Here is a 16,347-nt window from a genome sequence, read left to right as displayed (position 1 = left end):
CCGGACTCTAATCGCAGATGGAGGAAAAATCCCGTGGCAGGTCACCGCGAGTGATCAGTCTCTGACTGCGCTGCGTGCCAAGGTCTCGGACATCGCTGACGCGCTTATTCGGCTTGCCAGCCACATCAGCGAACATGACAAGAATTGTCCGCTCTGCTTCAGCAGCTTCGCGCCGGGAATCTTGCAAACTCTCGCCGCGACCGCGGCCGAAGCTCAGAACCACGAACTCGCCGAGCACGCTCGGGAACATCAAAGCCTGATCGAACAGCGGGCCGAGCTCACCGCCGAGATCGCAGCAATGCAGCATGCGATCACGACGCATGTTAGCGACGCTGCGGCCGAGGACGCAGCGTTTAAGGTACTCAGGAACGCACGTGCCGATGTGGCCCGAAGCCTCGACGCAACCGACAGCGACGATCTTCCAACGATGGCAGACGCGCGGGTCCAAACCGTCATGGAGAAGCTGTCCGAGCTGCTGGCCGGCGAAGCTGCTGGTGCTCCAACGGTGGCATCGTGCGAAGCTGATCTCGCTGCACGGGCCGCTGAACTCGGCGTGCTGAGCTCGCGTCAGACCGATGCCGATCAGCGCCTGCTCGCTGCCGACAATGCGCTGCGTGTGGTCGACGAGCATCTGGCCGCCCAACCTTGGCCCTTAACTCCGGCCTATGACATCGAGCGCCTCAGTAACGCGCAGCGGTTGGCTCTGGCTGCGGCCCAAACGCGCGAGACCGAACTGGCGGCGCAATTATCGGCGGCGCATGCTGGCCGCCACGCCGCGCAACAGCGCACCATAGCTGCACAGAATGCGCTGGACACGATCACGAATCGCATTGAGGCAGCACGTCAGGGTCTCGATACGGCCATCACGCAATGGAAGGCTGGCGGTCTCGACGGACCGCCAACCGAGACAGCCATCCAGCAGAGGGTGAGTGGGCTCGCCCAACGTTCCGCTGAACTGACAACTATGCTCGATCGACATTCGCAGATCGTGCAGGCGCTCGACGGCCTACAAAAGCAGGAAGAGTTGCAGGCGCTGATTGCCACTATGGAGCTCGATGCAGGCAACGGTGCCGCAGACAATCCCGCCGTGCACGAGCGCGAACTGCAGGATAGGGTGGCTTCCACGCGTAGTACATTGCAGCGTACTCAGGCGACGAAAGCGGCAGTTAGGGCCTATTCCGAGAAACTGAAGGAGGAAGCCGATAGATTTTCCAGTCGGTTCCTCCGGCCGCTCAACGACATGGTGGAGAACTTTAACCGCGCGCTGCTCAGTACACCCGGCGAGACGGTCGAGTTTAATGCCGGCCACGCCGTCAACCGCACCCAGCTCGACATGCAGCTTCGCTACGCGGACGTAATCGACAACGAGATCTACAACCGGCAGCTTCCGCCACAATTGGTTTTGAGTGAGGGCCAGATGGCGGCCAATGGTTTCAGCATCCTCTGCGCGGCGAGTACCGCGTATCCTTGGTCGAATTGGCGAGCTCTTCTACTCGACGACCCGCTGCAGCATAACGACGTGATCCATGCAGCTGCGTTCGTCGATCTTATGCGCAACCTTGTGGAGATGCGTTCTTATCAGCTGTTAATGTCCACTCATGATCGTGCGGAGGGCGAATTCCTTGCACGAAAATTTGATGCCGCAAACCTACCTTGCACCGTCGTTGCTCTGACCGCGCCCTCCAAGGACGGTGTCTTATTCGAAGCACCTCGATACAATGAAGCGGCTCGTGCAATAATGCAAAGTCGACTGGAGCAAGCTGTTTAGTGAGTTGGTAGCGCGCCCATCAGCAGCACACGGCATCCCTCCCTGCGGATCGAGGGTTGCAGCGACAACTACCCGCACGGATGACTGCCTGCCCGAGCTTGCTGCAGGTGTCACGCCGCACTAGCACTAGGTGGACTCTCCGCCTGGAACGGGGACGCGAGCATTGTAGTTGCCGCGCCGGGCGCGGATTATCGCTTTCTCGGGCTTTTGCGGCTGTGATGCTGTAGGGTACCGGGCTACCTTCCACCCATAGCCGTCATCTAGTCTATTGCAGAGGCAAATATGAGGAAGCGATGCCTGAGGCGATAAGTATATGACCGAAAATGAAAAAAGCGCCCTTGGGCGCTTTATTTCATTCGGGAAGTCTGACTGAAAAGGCAGAACTATCTGCGTCTTTTCAATCAAATTCTGGTCGGAGCGAGAGGATTCGAACCTCCGACCCCCTGCTCCCGAAGCAGGTGCGCTACCAGGCTGCGCTACGCTCCGACCGTGTGCGGGGGATACCCCTTGCCGAAGGGGACCGCAAGGGGGGATCTCACTTTTATTCCGGGTTTCTCGCAGTTTCTGAACAGGTTGAGGTATTTGACTGTGGCACCACCGCTCCGGCCGCCGCCCCGGTCTTCAGTCGTGCTTCGCGCAAAACGATGTAAAGCCCGCTCGCAGAGACAATGGTCGCGCCGACCAGGGTGATCGCATCGGGGGTCTCGCCAAAGAACATCGCGCCGTAAAAGATCGCCCAGATCATCTGGGAATACTGCATCGGAGCCACCACCCCGGCCTCAGCCCTCCGGTAGGACTGGATCATGAACTGCATGCCCGTGAAGGCCAGCAGCGCCACCAGCGCCATGGTGGCGAGATCCGGCCCGGTCATCGGCACATAGACGAAGGGCAGGGCCAGCCCCATCAGCGTAAAGTTCGTCATAGCGACATAGATCACAAAAACGGCCGCCCGCTCCTGACGGCCGATCCGCCGTGTAATGATGGCGGACATCGCCCCGCAGAGCGCCGCCGCAAGCGCCGCAATATGCCCCAGAGAGAAGCCCGAGGTCCCTGGACGCAGCACGATCAGCACGCCGATCAGCCCGGTCATCACCGCCAGCGCCCGCCGCAGCCCGACCTTTTCCCCCAGCAGCGGCACGGCAAGCACCGTCACCAGCAGCGGTGTCGCAAAGAGCAGCACATAGACTTCCGCAAAGGGCAGCATCTTAAAGGCATAAAAAGCCGTCACCGCCCCGAAGGTCCCGGTGATCCCGCGCAGGATCACCCAGTAGCGGTTGACCGGAATAAGCGTGCCCACGGTGCGGTCCGTGGCCAGCATACCAATCAGCAGCGGAAAGCTGAAACAGGCGATGGTGAAGGAAATCTGGATTGCCGAATAACGCCCGGCGAGGCTTTTGATCAGCGCATCATGCCCGGCAAAAAGCGCAAAAGAAACAAGCCCCATCAGGGCGCCGGCGGCATTGGGGCTGAGACGCATATCGGGTCCTTATGGGCCCGAAAGCGCGGACCTGCCGGCGGAGATTAACAACGCCGCCGGCAGGCTCAATGGCAATATGTCGCAGCTTACGCTTCTTTGGGGATAACCCGCAGATTAAGCTCACGCAGCTGCGCATTGGTCGGTTCCGACGGCGCATTCATCAGCAGATCTTCCGCGCGCTGGTTCATCGGGAACAGGATGACCTGACGGATGTTCTGTTCATCAGCCAGCAGCATGACGATCCGGTCGATCCCGGCCGCACAGCCACCATGGGGCGGCGCGCCATAACGGAAGGCTTTGACCATGCCGCCAAACCGCTTCTCAACTTCGTCCTTGCCGTAGCCCGCAATCTCAAAGGCGCGGAACATGACTTCCGGCGTATGGTTGCGGATACCGCCCGAAATCAGCTCATAGCCGTTGCAGGCCAGGTCATACTGATAGGCATAGATATCCAGCGGATCTTTGGTGTTCAGCGCCTCAAGCCCGCCCTGCGGCATCGAGAAGGGGTTGTGGCTGAAGTCGACCTTGCCGGTCTCCGCATCCTTCTCATACATCGGGAAGTCGACGATCCAGGCAAACTCAAAGCGGTTGAGATCGGTCAGACCCAGCTCAAGCCCGATGACATTGCGCGCCTTGCCGGACACAGCCTCAAAGGCCTCCGGCTTGCCGCCAAGGAAGAAGGCCGCATCGCCCACACCCAGACCCAGCTGAACGCGGATCGCCTCAGTGCGCTCCGGTCCGATGTTTTTCGCCAGCGGACCGGCGGCTTCCATCGCGCCATTTTCTTTGCGCCAGAAGATATAGCCCATGCCCGGCAGGCCCTGGCTCTGCGCATAGGCATTCATGCGGTCACAGAACTTCCGCGAGCCGCCTTTCGGGGCCGGGATCGCGCGGATCTCGGTACCGTCCTGCTTCAGCAGATTCGCAAAGATCGCAAAGCCCGAGTCTTTGAAATGCTCGGAAACTTCCTGCATTTTGATCGGGTTGCGCAGATCCGGCTTGTCAGAGCCATACCACTTCAGCGCATCTTTATAGGCGATCAGCGGCCAGTCCTGGTTCACCGGACGGCCCTTGCCGAATTCCTCAAAGATGCCCGAAATCACCGGCTGGATGGTCGCGAAAACGTCTTCCTGAGTGACGAAAGACATCTCAAGATCCAGCTGGTAGAAATCCGTCGGCGAGCGGTCCGCCCGCGGATCCTCATCGCGGAAGCAGGGCGCGATCTGGAAATATTTATCAAAGCCCGAAACCATCAACAGCTGTTTGAACTGCTGCGGCGCCTGGGGCAGCGCATAGAATTTGCCCGGATGCAGACGCGAGGGCACCAGGAAGTCACGCGCACCTTCCGGCGACGAGGCGGTGATGATCGGGGTCTGGAATTCGTTGAAGCCCTGATCCCACATCCGGTTGCGGATCGAGCGCACCACGTTTGAGCGCAGGATCATATTGTTGTGCAGCGTTTCCCGACGCAGATCGAGAAAGCGGTAGGTCAGACGGGTCTCTTCCGGATATTCCGGCTCGCCAAAGACCGGCAGCGGCAGATCCTCAGACGGGCCCAGAACCTCAACGGCCAGGGCATAAACCTCAATCTCACCGGTCGGGAGTTTCGGGTTGACCAACGCCGCATCACGGGCCTTCACGCGGCCTTCAATGCGAATGCAGCTTTCCGCGCGCAGCTTTTCCAGCGCGCTCAGCGCCGGGCTGTCGGCATCGGCCAGCACCTGAGTGATGCCGTAATGGTCGCGCAGGTCGATGAACAGAATGCCACCGTGATCGCGCACGCGGTGAACCCAGCCCGACAGGCGGACGGTTTCGCCCACATTGGCGCTGTTCAGTCCGGCACAGGTATGGCTGCGATAGGCGTGCATGGGCTTCCCCTTCTTCCGAGGCTCGTGGATCTGAGTGGTGGTCAAACGCTCTGTCGGCCCCAAAGTCAAGGGCACAGAGCGGCGCAAAGGCCGCAGAACGCGCAAAGCTGCCCGCTCCCCGCGCCCGGCGGCTTTGGCTTTTTCCAAATACTCCCGCCGGAGGCGAAGCTTTCAGACCTCAACCCGGCGGGCCGTCTGGGCACCGACCTCAAAGACCCGCTTATAGCGTTCGATCTCTTCGGCAGGTCCCATGGCCTTGCTGGGATTGTCCGAGAGCTTCACCGTTGGCCGCCCATTGGCGCTCACCGCCTTACAGACCAGCGAGAAGGGGGCCAGCGCGTCATTCGGCACCAGACCCCGGAAGTCATTGGTCATATTGGTGCCCCAGCCAAAGCTGACCTTCACCCGGCCATAAAACTGCCGGTAAAGCCGCTCAATCTCTGCGACATCCAGCCCGTCCGAGAAGATCACCAGCTTTTTGGTCGGATCCTCGCCCCGCTCTTTCCACCAGCGGATGGCATTTTCCGCCCCCTCTGCGGGATCGCCGGAATCAATCCGGATCCCGGTCCAGCTGGCCAGCCAGTCGGGGGCGCGCTTCAAAAAGCCTTCAGTACCAAAAGTATCGGGCAGCATGATGCGCAGATTGCCGTCATGCTCTTCATGCCAGTCAGCCAGCACGCGGTAGGGCGCCTCAGCCAGCTCAGCGTCGCTTTGGGCCAGGGCCGCATAGACCATGGGCAGCTCATGGGCATTGGTGCCAATGGCCTCAATATCGCGCTTCATGGCGATCAGACAGTTTGAGGTGCCGGTGAAGCTGCGCCCCAGACCCTCCTGCATGGCCTGCACACACCAGTCCTGCCAGAGAAAGCTGTGACGGCGGCGGGTACCGAAATCGGCGATCTTCACCCGATCGAGCGTCTTCAGCCGTTCAATCTTTTCCCAAAGCCGGGTCATGGCGCGGGCATAAAGCACCTGCAGCTCAAATTTCCCCATGCCCTTCAGCACCGCGCGGGAGCGCAGCTCCATCAGCACGGTCAGCGCCGGGATCTCCCAAAGCATCACCTCGGGCCAGGCGCCCTCAAAGGTCAGCTCATACTGGCCGTCGCGCTTTTCCAGGTGATAGGCGGGCAGCCGCACCTTTTCGAGCCATTCCATGAAATCGGGCCGGAACATCTGCCGCTTGCCGTAAAAGGTATTGCCGCGCAGCCAGGTGCTTTCCCCGCGCGACAGCGACAGCGAGCGCACATGGTCCAGCTGCTCGCGCAGCTCACCCTCATCAATCAGATCCGCCAGCCGCACCGAGCTGGAGCGGTTCTTCACGCTGAAGACCACATTGGTCTGCGGCCGGTTGCGGAAGATCGATTGGCACATCAGCAGCTTATAGAAATCAGTGTCGATCAGAGACCGCACGATCGGGTCGATTTTCCAGTTGTTGTTATGCACCCGCGTCGCGATATCCATCATCGGCTCAGCCCTCCAAGCGCACGCCCGCAGCGCGCATCCGTTCCGTCATGGAGGCCAGTGAGCCGCCCAGATCAATCCCGCGGCTGAGATCCAGCCGCACCGTTACGTCAAAGCCAAGCGCCCGCGCATCCAGCGCCGAAAAGGCCACACAGAAATCCGTCGCAAGCCCGGCCAGGGTCAGCCCGGTGACGTCGCGCGCGCGCAGCCAGCCCTCCAGCCCGGTGCCGGTCACGCGGTCATTTTCAAAAAAGGCCGAATAGCTGTCGATCTCAGGCCGGAACCCTTTGCGCAGAATCACCTGCGCCGGGCGGGTATCAAAGCCCTCATGAAACCCGGCCCCTGGCGTGCCCTGCACACAATGCACGGGCCAAAGGGTCTGCGGCCCATAGGGCATCCGGGTCTCGGAATATTCCGCCGCGCCGGCGTGGTTGGCGGCAAAGCTCAGGTGATTGGCGGGGTGCCAGTCCTGGGTCAGGGCGATGGTCTGAAACTCTGTCGCCAGCACATTGATCCCCGGCACGATCTGATCGCCCCCGGCCACCGCCAAAGCGCCGCCGGGGCAGAAATCTTTCTGCAGATCAATGACAATCAGGGCTTCTGTCGCGTCTCTCACCGCAACCCCCTCCCGCTGGCCTCATCCTGCCTTCGTGCCTATGCGCCCCGTGTCCTGGCGTCAATCGCCGCGAAACCCGCTTAAAGCGGAATTTCAGCCTTATCTTTGCGTATTTTAGCGGGCTCTGCGGCAAAATCTGTGCGCTCAGGCCGCGCGCACCCTCTTGCGAAGCGGCGGGCGGGGGCGCAAATGGGGGCCATGTATATCGTTGCTGCGCTCTATCACTTCACCCGCTTTGCTGACCCCGCTGCTCTGCAGGGGCCGCTTCTGGATCTGGCCCGCGCTCATGGCGTCAGGGGCTCGCTGCTGCTCGCGCAGGAGGGGGTCAACGGCACCATCGCCGGACCGCGTGCCGGAATTGATGCCATGATCGCCCATCTTCGCGCGCTGCCGGGCTGCGCCGGTCTGGAGTGGAAGGAAAGCACCGCCTCTGAGATGCCCTTCGGCAAGATGAAGGTGCGCCTGAAGCGCGAGATCGTCACCATGGGCCAGCCCGATGTGGATCCGCGCGCCAGCGTCGGTCACTACGTTGAGGCGAAGGACTGGAACGCGCTGATCACCGCCCCCGATGTCGTGGTGATCGACACCCGCAATGACTATGAAGTTGCGATCGGCACCTTTGAGGGCGCGGTTGATCCGCTGACGAAGTCCTTCGGTGAATTTCCCGCCTGGTGGGCCGAAAATGCTGAGCGCTTTCACAACAAGCGTGTGGCGATGTTCTGCACCGGCGGCATCCGCTGTGAGAAATCGACCAACTACCTGATTTCGCAGGGCGTGGAGGATGTCTACCACCTGAAGGGCGGCATTTTGAAATACCTCGAAGAGGTGCCGCAGACGGACAGCAAATGGCAGGGCGAGTGTTTCGTCTTTGACCAGCGCGTCTCGGTCGGCCACGGGCTGGTCGAGGGCGATCACTGCATGTGCCACGCCTGCCGCCGCCCGGTCTCGCCCGAGGGGCGTCAGCACCCCGATTATGAAGAGGGCGTCTCCTGCGCCGCCTGCATCCCTGAGTTCGATGAGGCCCGCCGCGCGGGCTTTCGTGAGCGGATGCATCAGATCCGCCTCGCAGAGGCCCGGGGTGTCAGCCATATGGGCGATGACAATGCCCAGGCCCGCCAGGCGGAGGCCAAACGGGCGCGGCGCAAAGCCCAGGCCGACAGCCAGACCGAGTGACCTTTCCCACCCCCGCCTTTGGCGGGGGTTTTTCATGGCAGCCCCACCTCAGGGCGACAGCGTCACCCGCACCCGGGCCGCGCGTCCCTTTGCATCAATGACCGAAAGCAGAAGGGGGCCCTGGCTGGCCAGCGCCAGTTGCACCTCCTCTGCGCGGGTCGCGATCTGCAGCGGCGCGCCATTGGCCAGCCAGGTATAGGGCGCGGTCCCGCCGCGCACCCGCGCCAGCAGCGGCGCGCCCTCCAGCGCCACCTCTGCGCCATCGGGCGGAAAGCTGATCTCGGGCGCTGTGCCGGGGGCGAGGATCGCGCCGCGCGGGCGAAAGCGCTGCAAGGGCTGCGGCAGGCGGGCGTTTTCCACCATCAGCGTGGCGGGGGGCGGCGGGGGCAGCGGCACTGGCTGCGGCCTTGCCCGCGCCAGCATCTGGAAAAGCACCGGCGCCGCCAGATCCGCGCCAAAAGCGCCCGGCACCGGCGTGCCATCGGCGCGGCCCATCCAGACCCCGGCGACATAGCGCCCGTCCCAGCCCAAGGCCAGGGCATCGCGGTGGCCGTAACTCGTGCCGGTTTTCCAGGCGATCCGGCCATCGGGGCTGCCATCCGGGGGCGGGATCCCGGCGAGGATCTGCCCGGTCTGCCAGGCCGCCACCTCAGAGAGCAGCCGGACCCCTTCGTCCCGCGCCTGCGGGAGGGGCGAAAGCGGCCTCACCCGGCCGCCCCGCGCCAGCATGGCGTAAAGCGTGCTCAGATCCTCCAGCGTCACGCCCACACCGCCCAGAGCGACCGCCAGACCCGGGGTGGCGCGGCCCGGGATCACCGGGCGCATGCCCGCGCGCCGCATGGCCTGAACCAGCCGCTCAGGCCCCAGGGCTTCTGTCAGCGTCACCACGGGGATATTCAGCGAGGCCCTGAGCGCCTCCGCCACCCGGATGGTGCCGCGAAACCGGCGGTCAAAGTTCTGCGGCGCATAGGCTCCGAAGCTGACGGGGCGATCCTCCATCAGCGTCTCGGGATGGGCCAGCCCCTCATCAAAGGCCATGGCATAGACCAGCGGTTTCAACGTGGAACCCGGAGAGCGCAGCGCCCGGGTCATATCGACAAAGCCCTGACGGGCGTCATTGTCATAAGCGGCCGACCCCACTGAGGCGAGGATCTCCCCGCTTTGATGATCCGCCAGCAGCAGCGCGATCTGCACCCGCTCTCCCGCCCCGCGCAGCGCCTCGCGGGCAAGGGCCTCAAGCCGGGTCTGAAGGGCGGCGTCAATCGTGGTGGCGATGCGCAGGCTTTGCGGATCTTCGCGGCGCAGCCGGTCGGTCAGATGCGGCGCCAGCTGCGGAAAAGGGCGGCGCGCGCGGGGCAGCGCCTCTGAGCGCGCGGCCTGAGCGGCCTCCGGCTCCAGCAGACCCGCGGCTTCGGCAACCGACAGGACACGGTCACGACCCGCCTTGGCGCGGGCCAGATGGCGGTCGGGGCGGCGGGCCTCAGGCGCCTGGGGCAGGGCCACCAGCAAAGCCGCCTGAGCCGGGGTGAGGCGAGAGGGCTCCCGCGCGAACCACGACAGGCTCGCGGCGCGCAGCCCCTCGAGGTTGCCGCCATAGGGGGCGAGATGCAGATAAAGCCCAAGGATCTCGTCCTTGGACAACTGCCGCTCCAGCGCCAGGGCCAGCCGCATCTGGCGCAGTTTGCCCGCCAGCCTGCCCGTGCCGCTTTCTTCCAGCAGCCGCGCGACCTGCATGGTCAGCGTCGATCCGCCCGAGACGACCCGCCCCGCGCGCGCCGACTGCCATGCGGCCCGCGCCATGGCCCGCAGATCAATGCCGGAATGGCGGTAAAACCGGCGGTCCTCATAGGCAAGCAGCATCCCGCGCCACAAAGGATCGGTGGTCTGCAGCTGCGCCGCCAGCCGCCAGCGCCCGTCCGCCACCGTCCAGGCGCGCAAAAGCTGGCCGTCGCGGGCCACCACCTCCGCCCCGGTGGCAATGTTCAGGGGCGGAAGTTCGGTCCGGGCGATCCAGGCATCAAAGTGGTCGCGGGCAGTCCCCGCGCCCCAGAGCGCTGCGGCCAGCGCAAAGACGAGCCGCGCTTTCATTCCGTCACGGTCACCCTGCCGCTGTCGGTGCGGGCGCGGAAGGTCGGGCGGTACATATCCTCCACCGTGGCAGGCGCATGATGGAAGCTGCCGGGGCTGACCGCACGAAGGATATAAGCCAGCCGGAAGGGCCGGTTATCCCGCCGGTCGAGCGCCGCCATAAAGCGGTCCTCGCGGAACTCGGTATGGGTGATATTGGTCTCGGTGTTCAGCCAGTCGAGCGCCGAGATCTGGCCTGCCCGCATCAGATTGGGGTTATCGATCTCAAAGCCTGCGGGCAGCGGGTCGGTGACCATCAGACGCGCCTCTCCGCGACCGGTGGGGGTGACTTCCAGCACCGCCACCAGACGGGTGCCGGATTTCACCGAAGTCGGCTGCACCTCCTGGCCTTCAAGGTCGTAATAACGCCGGGTGATGGCATAGCCATTGCCGTCATAGCGGCTCTCACCGCTCAGCTGCCCGAAGGCTGCAACCGTCAGAACGGCCAGGCGATCGCCGGTGTTTTTCACCACCATCACGCCTTCTGCCGGATCAAAGCGGCGCAGCAAAGCGCCCTGCACCGGGGCATCATTCAGCGTCAGACTGTCCGCCACCCCGGCCTCGGCAAAGCCGCCCGAGGCCATCAGGATAAAGGCCTGTTCCTGGGTGGAAAGGGCCCGCTCGCCCGCGCGGGCGGTGAGGCGCTGTGCCAGGGCCTCGGTGTCCACTGCGGTGCTGCCGCGCTCCAGCGCCAGGGCGAGAACACCTGCCGCATCGCGCAGAGCGCTGCCGAAATCGGCGCGCCAGACCTGCTCCCCCTCGCCGGGTTGCGGGGTCAGGGCGCGGCGGGCGGCCTGGGAGAACAGCGCATCCGCCCGGGGCTGATCGCCATAAAGCGAGAGCGCCGCCGCCAGTTGCGCCAGCGCCAGCGGCGTCGCAAAGGCCTGGGCTTTGACATCGGCGTAATAGCGCAGATCGCCGATCGCCGCCGCCCCCTCGCGCGCCAGCACCATCAGCGCATAGGCCAGCGCCTCGCCGCCCTGCTCAAAGTCGCCGGCGTAATTCACGCGGTTGCGCAGATTGTCGAGCGCGCTGCGGAAGGCTACATCCGGCACCTCATGCCCCAGCCCGCGGGCCCGCGACAGAAGATCCGTCACATAGGCATCGAGCCAGAAGTTGCTTTCGCCACCCGCCGACCACAGGCCGAAACCGCCCTCACTGGTCTGGTTTTGCAGGATGGCGGGCAGGGCCTGGGCGATCCGCTCTTTGGCGGTCGCGCCGCCCTCAAGGCCAATGGCATCCGCCATCTGCGAGAAATACAGCAGCGGCAGCAGGCGCGAGGTCAATTGCTCCGTGCAGCCCCAGGGGTAGCTGTCGAGCGCGGAGAGAAGCCCGGGCGCATCAAAACGCGCCAGCATGCCCGAGGAGATCAGCCCATGGGTCGTACCCGGACGAAAGCCCGCAAAAAGCGCATTGTCGAGGGTGGCGGTCTCGCCGGGCTTCAGCTCCAGCCGGGTCAGAAGCTGTCCGACCGGATCATTGGAGACCACCGCCACCTGCAGGGGCCGCGACAGGCTTTGGCCATCTGGCGTCGTCAGGCGCAGGTCAATTTTGCCCGTGCCCTCCGTTTCGGCGCGCAGCGGGATGGTCGCGGTGACCCGCGCCCCCTCCGTGAGATCAAGGCCTGAGGGGCCCTGACCCAGGGTCAGCCCCTCGGCAGAGGCATCAAGGCTGACCCGCCCGACCGGCCCCATGGCGTGGATCACATCAACACGCAGGCGGCTTTCATCGCCGGGCTGCAAAAAGCGCGGCAGGCTGGCGCTGACCACCACCGGGTCGCGCACCAGAACATCGCCATTCGCCTCTCCCAGACCCGAGGCAGACCAGGCAATGGCCATGACCTTCACCGTCCCGTTAAAGGCGGGCAGGTTGAAAGAGACTTTCGCCACGCCATCGGGCCCGACCGCAACCGGCCCCTCAAAATAGGCGACGAGTTCTTCGGTGGGGGGCTTGGCCTGCAGGCCCGGCGCAGCGCTGTCGCCACCCGAGCGGACCTGACCTTCCGCACCATTCATCCCGTCGATGAGCCGCCCGTAAAGATCGCGCAGCCCCACGCCCAGGCGGCGCTGGCCAAAGTAATGCGCCGTGGGTTCCGGCGCCTTGAAGGCCGTCAGGTTCAAAATGCCGACATCCACCGCTGCCAGCGTGACATAGGCGGTCTCACCCGGCTTCACGCCACCGACTTTCACCGCAACATCCAGCGGACCGCGCGGCTTTGCCTCCGCCGGCAGATCGAGGCTGACGGCAAGCTTCCGGTCGCCCGGGTCCACCGCGGCATGGGCAATCCCCAGGGCGCGCGAAGGGATCCGCCCGGCCTGCGCATCCGCCGGGCGGATCACCGAGGCGCTGACATAGACCCCCGCGCCCCAGTCATCCGTGACGGCCAGATCGATCAGGTTTTCGCCCTCACGGACTTCCACAGAGGTCAATGAAACCAGACGGTTCGTCATCACCGAGACCACCGCGACCCCGGCGGCGCGCGGCACAATGCGCAGCTTTGCGGTCTCTCCGGCGCGATAGGCGGGTTTGTCGAGCGAGAGTTCCAGCAGATCGGGGCTGCGGGCAGTATCGGCGGGCACATACCAGCCCGAGTTGAAGCGATGCGACGAGGCGGTCGAGCCGTCTTTGGCCTGAACCGTCAGCTCATATTCGCCCCATCGGGTCGGCGCGGTGACCCTTTGCGGGGTAGGGCTGAGGGTCAGATCGCCCTCAGCCACCCGGGTGCGGCTGGTCACCGGCTCCCAGGACCAGTCGCCGCCGGCACGATACCATTGATAGCGGGTCTCCAGCCGCTCCAGCCGCCAGGAGGCGGGCAGGCTGCCCGAGGTGGCGATCAGATCAAAGGCGGCCTCAGCGTTCTCTGGCAGCACCTCCTCAGCCTGGGGGCGAATGCCAAGGAGGGCCGCCTCGGGCAGAAGCGGGCGGTTCAGCCGACGCTCCACCGGACGGCCAGAGCCTTCAGAGAGCCGCACCCGCAGTTCCATTTCCGCGGGGCGGGCCCGGAAGCGTTCGGTGTCGAGCGCCACATCAAGAACAGCCCTGCCTGCCGCATCGGTGACGGGCGGAGCAGCGATCTGGATAAGCTCCGAGGCGAGGCTCTCCCTTGCCATGCCAAAGCGGAACCCGGGGAAGGCCTCCAGCCTGTCGGTGTTGCGAAGCAGCACCTCGGCCTCGCCGCTCAGCTCGGCTCCGGGCGCACCAAAGAGGTAGCGCGCCTCAATCTCAACCGGGAAGACCGCAGAGGCATCCACCGGGCCTTCCGGGATATTCAGCGTAAAATCAATGCGTTCGGGCAGAAAGTCTTCCACGAGGAAGCTGCGGCTTGCCAGTGGGGCGGCCTCGGTATCGGCCAGGATATCCAGCCGCCAGGAGCCGCGCGGCGGATTGCCACCCAGCGGTGCGGCCAGCGTAAAGCCCCCGGCCTGATCCGAGATCCGCTGGCGGGAATGCTCGACCCCGTCGGGGCGGCGCAGACGGGCGGTCAGCGGCAGGCCGGTGATGGCGCGGGCATCGCCCTGGCGGGCCAGGATGGTGGCGTGAACGGTCTCGCCCGCGCGGTAAGCCCCGCGGTCGGTGGAGACAAAAAGATCAATCGGAGGCGCGGCTTCGCGTCCGGCCACACCGCGATCGGTCAGATCAAACTCAGGCTCAGAGAGCGACAGAAAGGCAAAATCGCTCTCTCCCTCGCTGACCAGAAGCATCGCAGGCTCTGCCGCCCCGGTGCCCGAAGTCAGAGCCGCGTCGAACCGCGCCACCCCGTCGGCATCGGTCAGCGCAGATCCCGCCACGCGGTTTGAGCGGGTCAGCAGATCCACCTTTACCCCGGCTTTGGGTGTGGCATCTGAAAGCGCGCGCACCGCGACCGTGACGCCCCCGGCCCCCGACCAGCTGGCAACGCCCAGATCGGTCACCACAAACCACTGCCAGGCCGAAGGATTGTCGTAGTCATCGGCCGCCCCCGGAACCTGCGCGCGCAGCGCATAGATCCCGGCCGGACGCCCGGCCAGTGCCTCTGCCAGCGGCAGCCGGGTCAGCACGTCGCGGTTGGTCTCCTGACCCACGGTGGCACTGCCGGACCAGATCTTTTCGCCGGCGTCGCGGGCAAAGCGCTCGCGGTCCCAGTCATCCAGCCGCTCCCCAAGCCAGCCCTGCTGCTGCGAGCGGATCAGGTTGCGGTCATTCAGGCTGTAGAGTTCCAGATTTAGCGTGGTGGCATTGACGGTGTTGACCGGCAGCATCGCCTGGCCGCCGCGCGGCAGCACATAGCCGCGGCCGGGGAAATTCACCGCCGGGCTGCGGTCGCGGACATAGCCGGTCAGCGTGACCGATTTCGCCAGCACCTGACCATCCGCCGCCGGAAGCCCCTCGCGGAAGGTCACGGCGGCGCGCTCTCCATGCGTCAGGCCCGCGACGCAAAGCTCGCGCCAGCCGCCGGGCTCTACCGTCATCCCGGCGTGGGGCAGCTGCACATAGGGGGTGTAATCCACGCCATTCGCCACCAGTTCTTCGGTAAATTCGGCGCAAAGCCGCGGCGAGGCGAGATCTGATTCGATGCGGTGCGTGCCAATCCGCATGCCATAAAGCCCGGCCAGACGGTCAAGCGCGGTGGCGGTGTCGTCGCGGGGCGTCAGGCTCTGGGCATGGCGCAGCGCCTTCAGCGCCTCGCGGCCCATGTCGTTCTGCTCCAGCGTCCGGGCCATCAGGCTCAGCAGATTGTGCTGCGTGGCGGCCGTGTCGGGCGCGCGCAGCCAGGCATTCAGCGTGGCGTTCAGGGCCGCGATTTTGGCGCCGGGCGCATCCTGCCGCCCCGAGAGGGCAAGGCTTATGCGGGCATATTCCGCCCAGTCCGCCGCCGTGTCGCTGACCGAGGCCGCTGTTCCCCGAAGCGCTGCCGCGCGGGGCAGATCGCCGCTGTTTTCTGCCTCCCGGGCCGCCTCGCGCAGCGCCTCTGCGCCAAAGCCCCCGGCCATATGGCTGCGCCCGAGGGCACGGGCCTGGGATTTCGCAGTCTCCCATAAGCCACGGCGCAGAAAGGGCAGCGCGGCCGCCCGGTCGCGGGCGGTTTCCTGCGCACCTGCGGGGAGTTCGCGCACAAGGCCGGAGAAGGCGCGCTCATAGGCCGTGGGCGCTGCGGCGCCGGATTTCGGAAAGCATGAGCCGTTGCGGCCGTTCCAGGTGAAAGCGGTGCAGGCGCTGTCGGCCAGACAGGTCTGCTCACAGCTGTCGAGCGTGGTGCCGATCAGGCTGCGCAGATCGCCCCCCGGCAGGTCCATCCCTTCGGCGATCACCGCCCGGCGGTCCGGCAGCAGGTCCTGAGCGAAAGCCGCGCCCGAGAGAGTGGATACCAGGGCAATCACCGGCAGGAACAAACTGCGTATCACGGGAAATCTCCTCACCTTATCCGGTGATGCTGGCATCGGCTCCCGATCCTGGCAACCCGCCTTAGAGTGGGGGAAGGGCAGTTAACATCTTCGTTATTGCTCGCTGCCATCCTGCAGGGGGAGGAGGCCGGAGAGGAGCAGAGAGACAGTCTGCAGCAGGGACCAACCGGCCGCTGAGCGGTTCTCGTCTCTGCGCAAGAGGGGCCCTGCGCAGAGGCGCGCAGTCCTCATCGCGCGGAAGCGGGAGTTTCGCCCCGCCCCCGCCCGGAGGTGCAGATCCCATGGCTGAGGCCGATGAGGGAAAGCGCGGTCAATGCGGGCTATGCGCTCGCGGCCCCAAATTCCGTTGGCACAAGAGGTAAATGGACTTCTTCCGGCCAGATTTTCTTCGGCTGTCCCCGGCGTTTCCCAGGCTATTGGACCCGCGGCGAAGATGCCGCGTCAGGCACCACCATTTGCTCTGCAACAGTTCATTT

The 16,347-nt window shown here is 64.8% G+C and carries 8 protein-coding genes and 1 tRNA gene; 2 read left to right on the top strand and 7 right to left on the bottom strand.

Annotated elements, in window-relative coordinates; translation table 11 throughout:
• The coding region (locus EG244_RS20390) for a coiled-coil domain-containing protein (protein ID WP_158617278.1) at positions 1 to 1,768 on the top strand (1,768 nt) is incomplete at its 5' end.
• A gap of 409 nt (positions 1,769 to 2,177) precedes the next feature.
• Here EG244_RS20390 and EG244_RS08740 read toward each other — a convergent pair.
• The 5 genes from EG244_RS08740 to pncA form a co-directional block, all read right to left on the bottom strand.
• Positions 2,178 to 2,254 (bottom strand) — tRNA-Pro (locus EG244_RS08740).
• A 55-nt stretch (positions 2,255 to 2,309) separates the two neighbouring features.
• Positions 2,310 to 3,245, bottom strand: a complete 936-nt coding sequence (locus tag EG244_RS08735) for a DMT family transporter (RefSeq protein WP_124964621.1) — start codon at positions 3,243 to 3,245, stop codon at positions 2,310 to 2,312.
• Positions 3,246 to 3,331: 86 nt separating this feature from the next.
• A complete protein-coding gene (gene aspS, locus EG244_RS08730) occupies positions 3,332 to 5,113 on the bottom strand; it encodes an aspartate--tRNA ligase (protein ID WP_124964620.1) in 1,782 nt (593 codons plus the stop codon).
• 171 nt (positions 5,114 to 5,284) lie between these two features.
• A complete protein-coding gene (gene pncB / locus EG244_RS08725) occupies positions 5,285 to 6,577 on the bottom strand; it encodes a nicotinate phosphoribosyltransferase (protein ID WP_124964619.1) in 1,293 nt (430 codons plus the stop codon).
• 4 nt (positions 6,578 to 6,581) lie between these two features.
• Complete coding sequence (gene pncA, locus EG244_RS08720; RefSeq protein WP_124964618.1) at positions 6,582 to 7,190, bottom strand: bifunctional nicotinamidase/pyrazinamidase; 609 nt, start codon at positions 7,188 to 7,190, stop codon at positions 6,582 to 6,584.
• 198 nt (positions 7,191 to 7,388) lie between these two features.
• On the opposite strand from pncA, the gene trhO reads away from it, so the two are divergent.
• Positions 7,389 to 8,363 carry an oxygen-dependent tRNA uridine(34) hydroxylase TrhO gene (gene trhO / locus EG244_RS08715; RefSeq protein ID WP_124964617.1) on the top strand — a complete coding sequence of 325 codons (975 nt, stop codon included), beginning with the start codon at positions 7,389 to 7,391 and terminating at the stop codon, positions 8,361 to 8,363.
• Positions 8,364 to 8,411: 48 nt separating this feature from the next.
• Here trhO and pbpC read toward each other — a convergent pair whose 3' ends face one another.
• Positions 8,412 to 10,451: a penicillin-binding protein 1C gene (gene pbpC, locus EG244_RS08710; RefSeq protein WP_124964616.1), complete on the bottom strand. Its 2,040-nt coding sequence runs from the start codon at positions 10,449 to 10,451 to the stop codon at positions 8,412 to 8,414.
• Positions 10,448 to 15,868, bottom strand: coding sequence for an alpha-2-macroglobulin family protein (locus EG244_RS08705; protein ID WP_456071332.1), 5,421 nt, complete (start codon positions 15,866 to 15,868; stop codon positions 10,448 to 10,450). Before EG244_RS08705 ends, pbpC begins: the two co-directional genes overlap by 4 nt.
• Positions 15,869 to 16,347 lie beyond the last annotated feature (479 nt).

The sequence above is a fragment of the Falsigemmobacter faecalis genome (assembly GCF_003863335.1).
Lineage (GTDB): Bacteria > Pseudomonadota > Alphaproteobacteria > Rhodobacterales > Rhodobacteraceae > Wagnerdoeblera > Wagnerdoeblera faecalis.
This window is presented reverse-complemented; position numbering and strand designations above follow the sequence as displayed.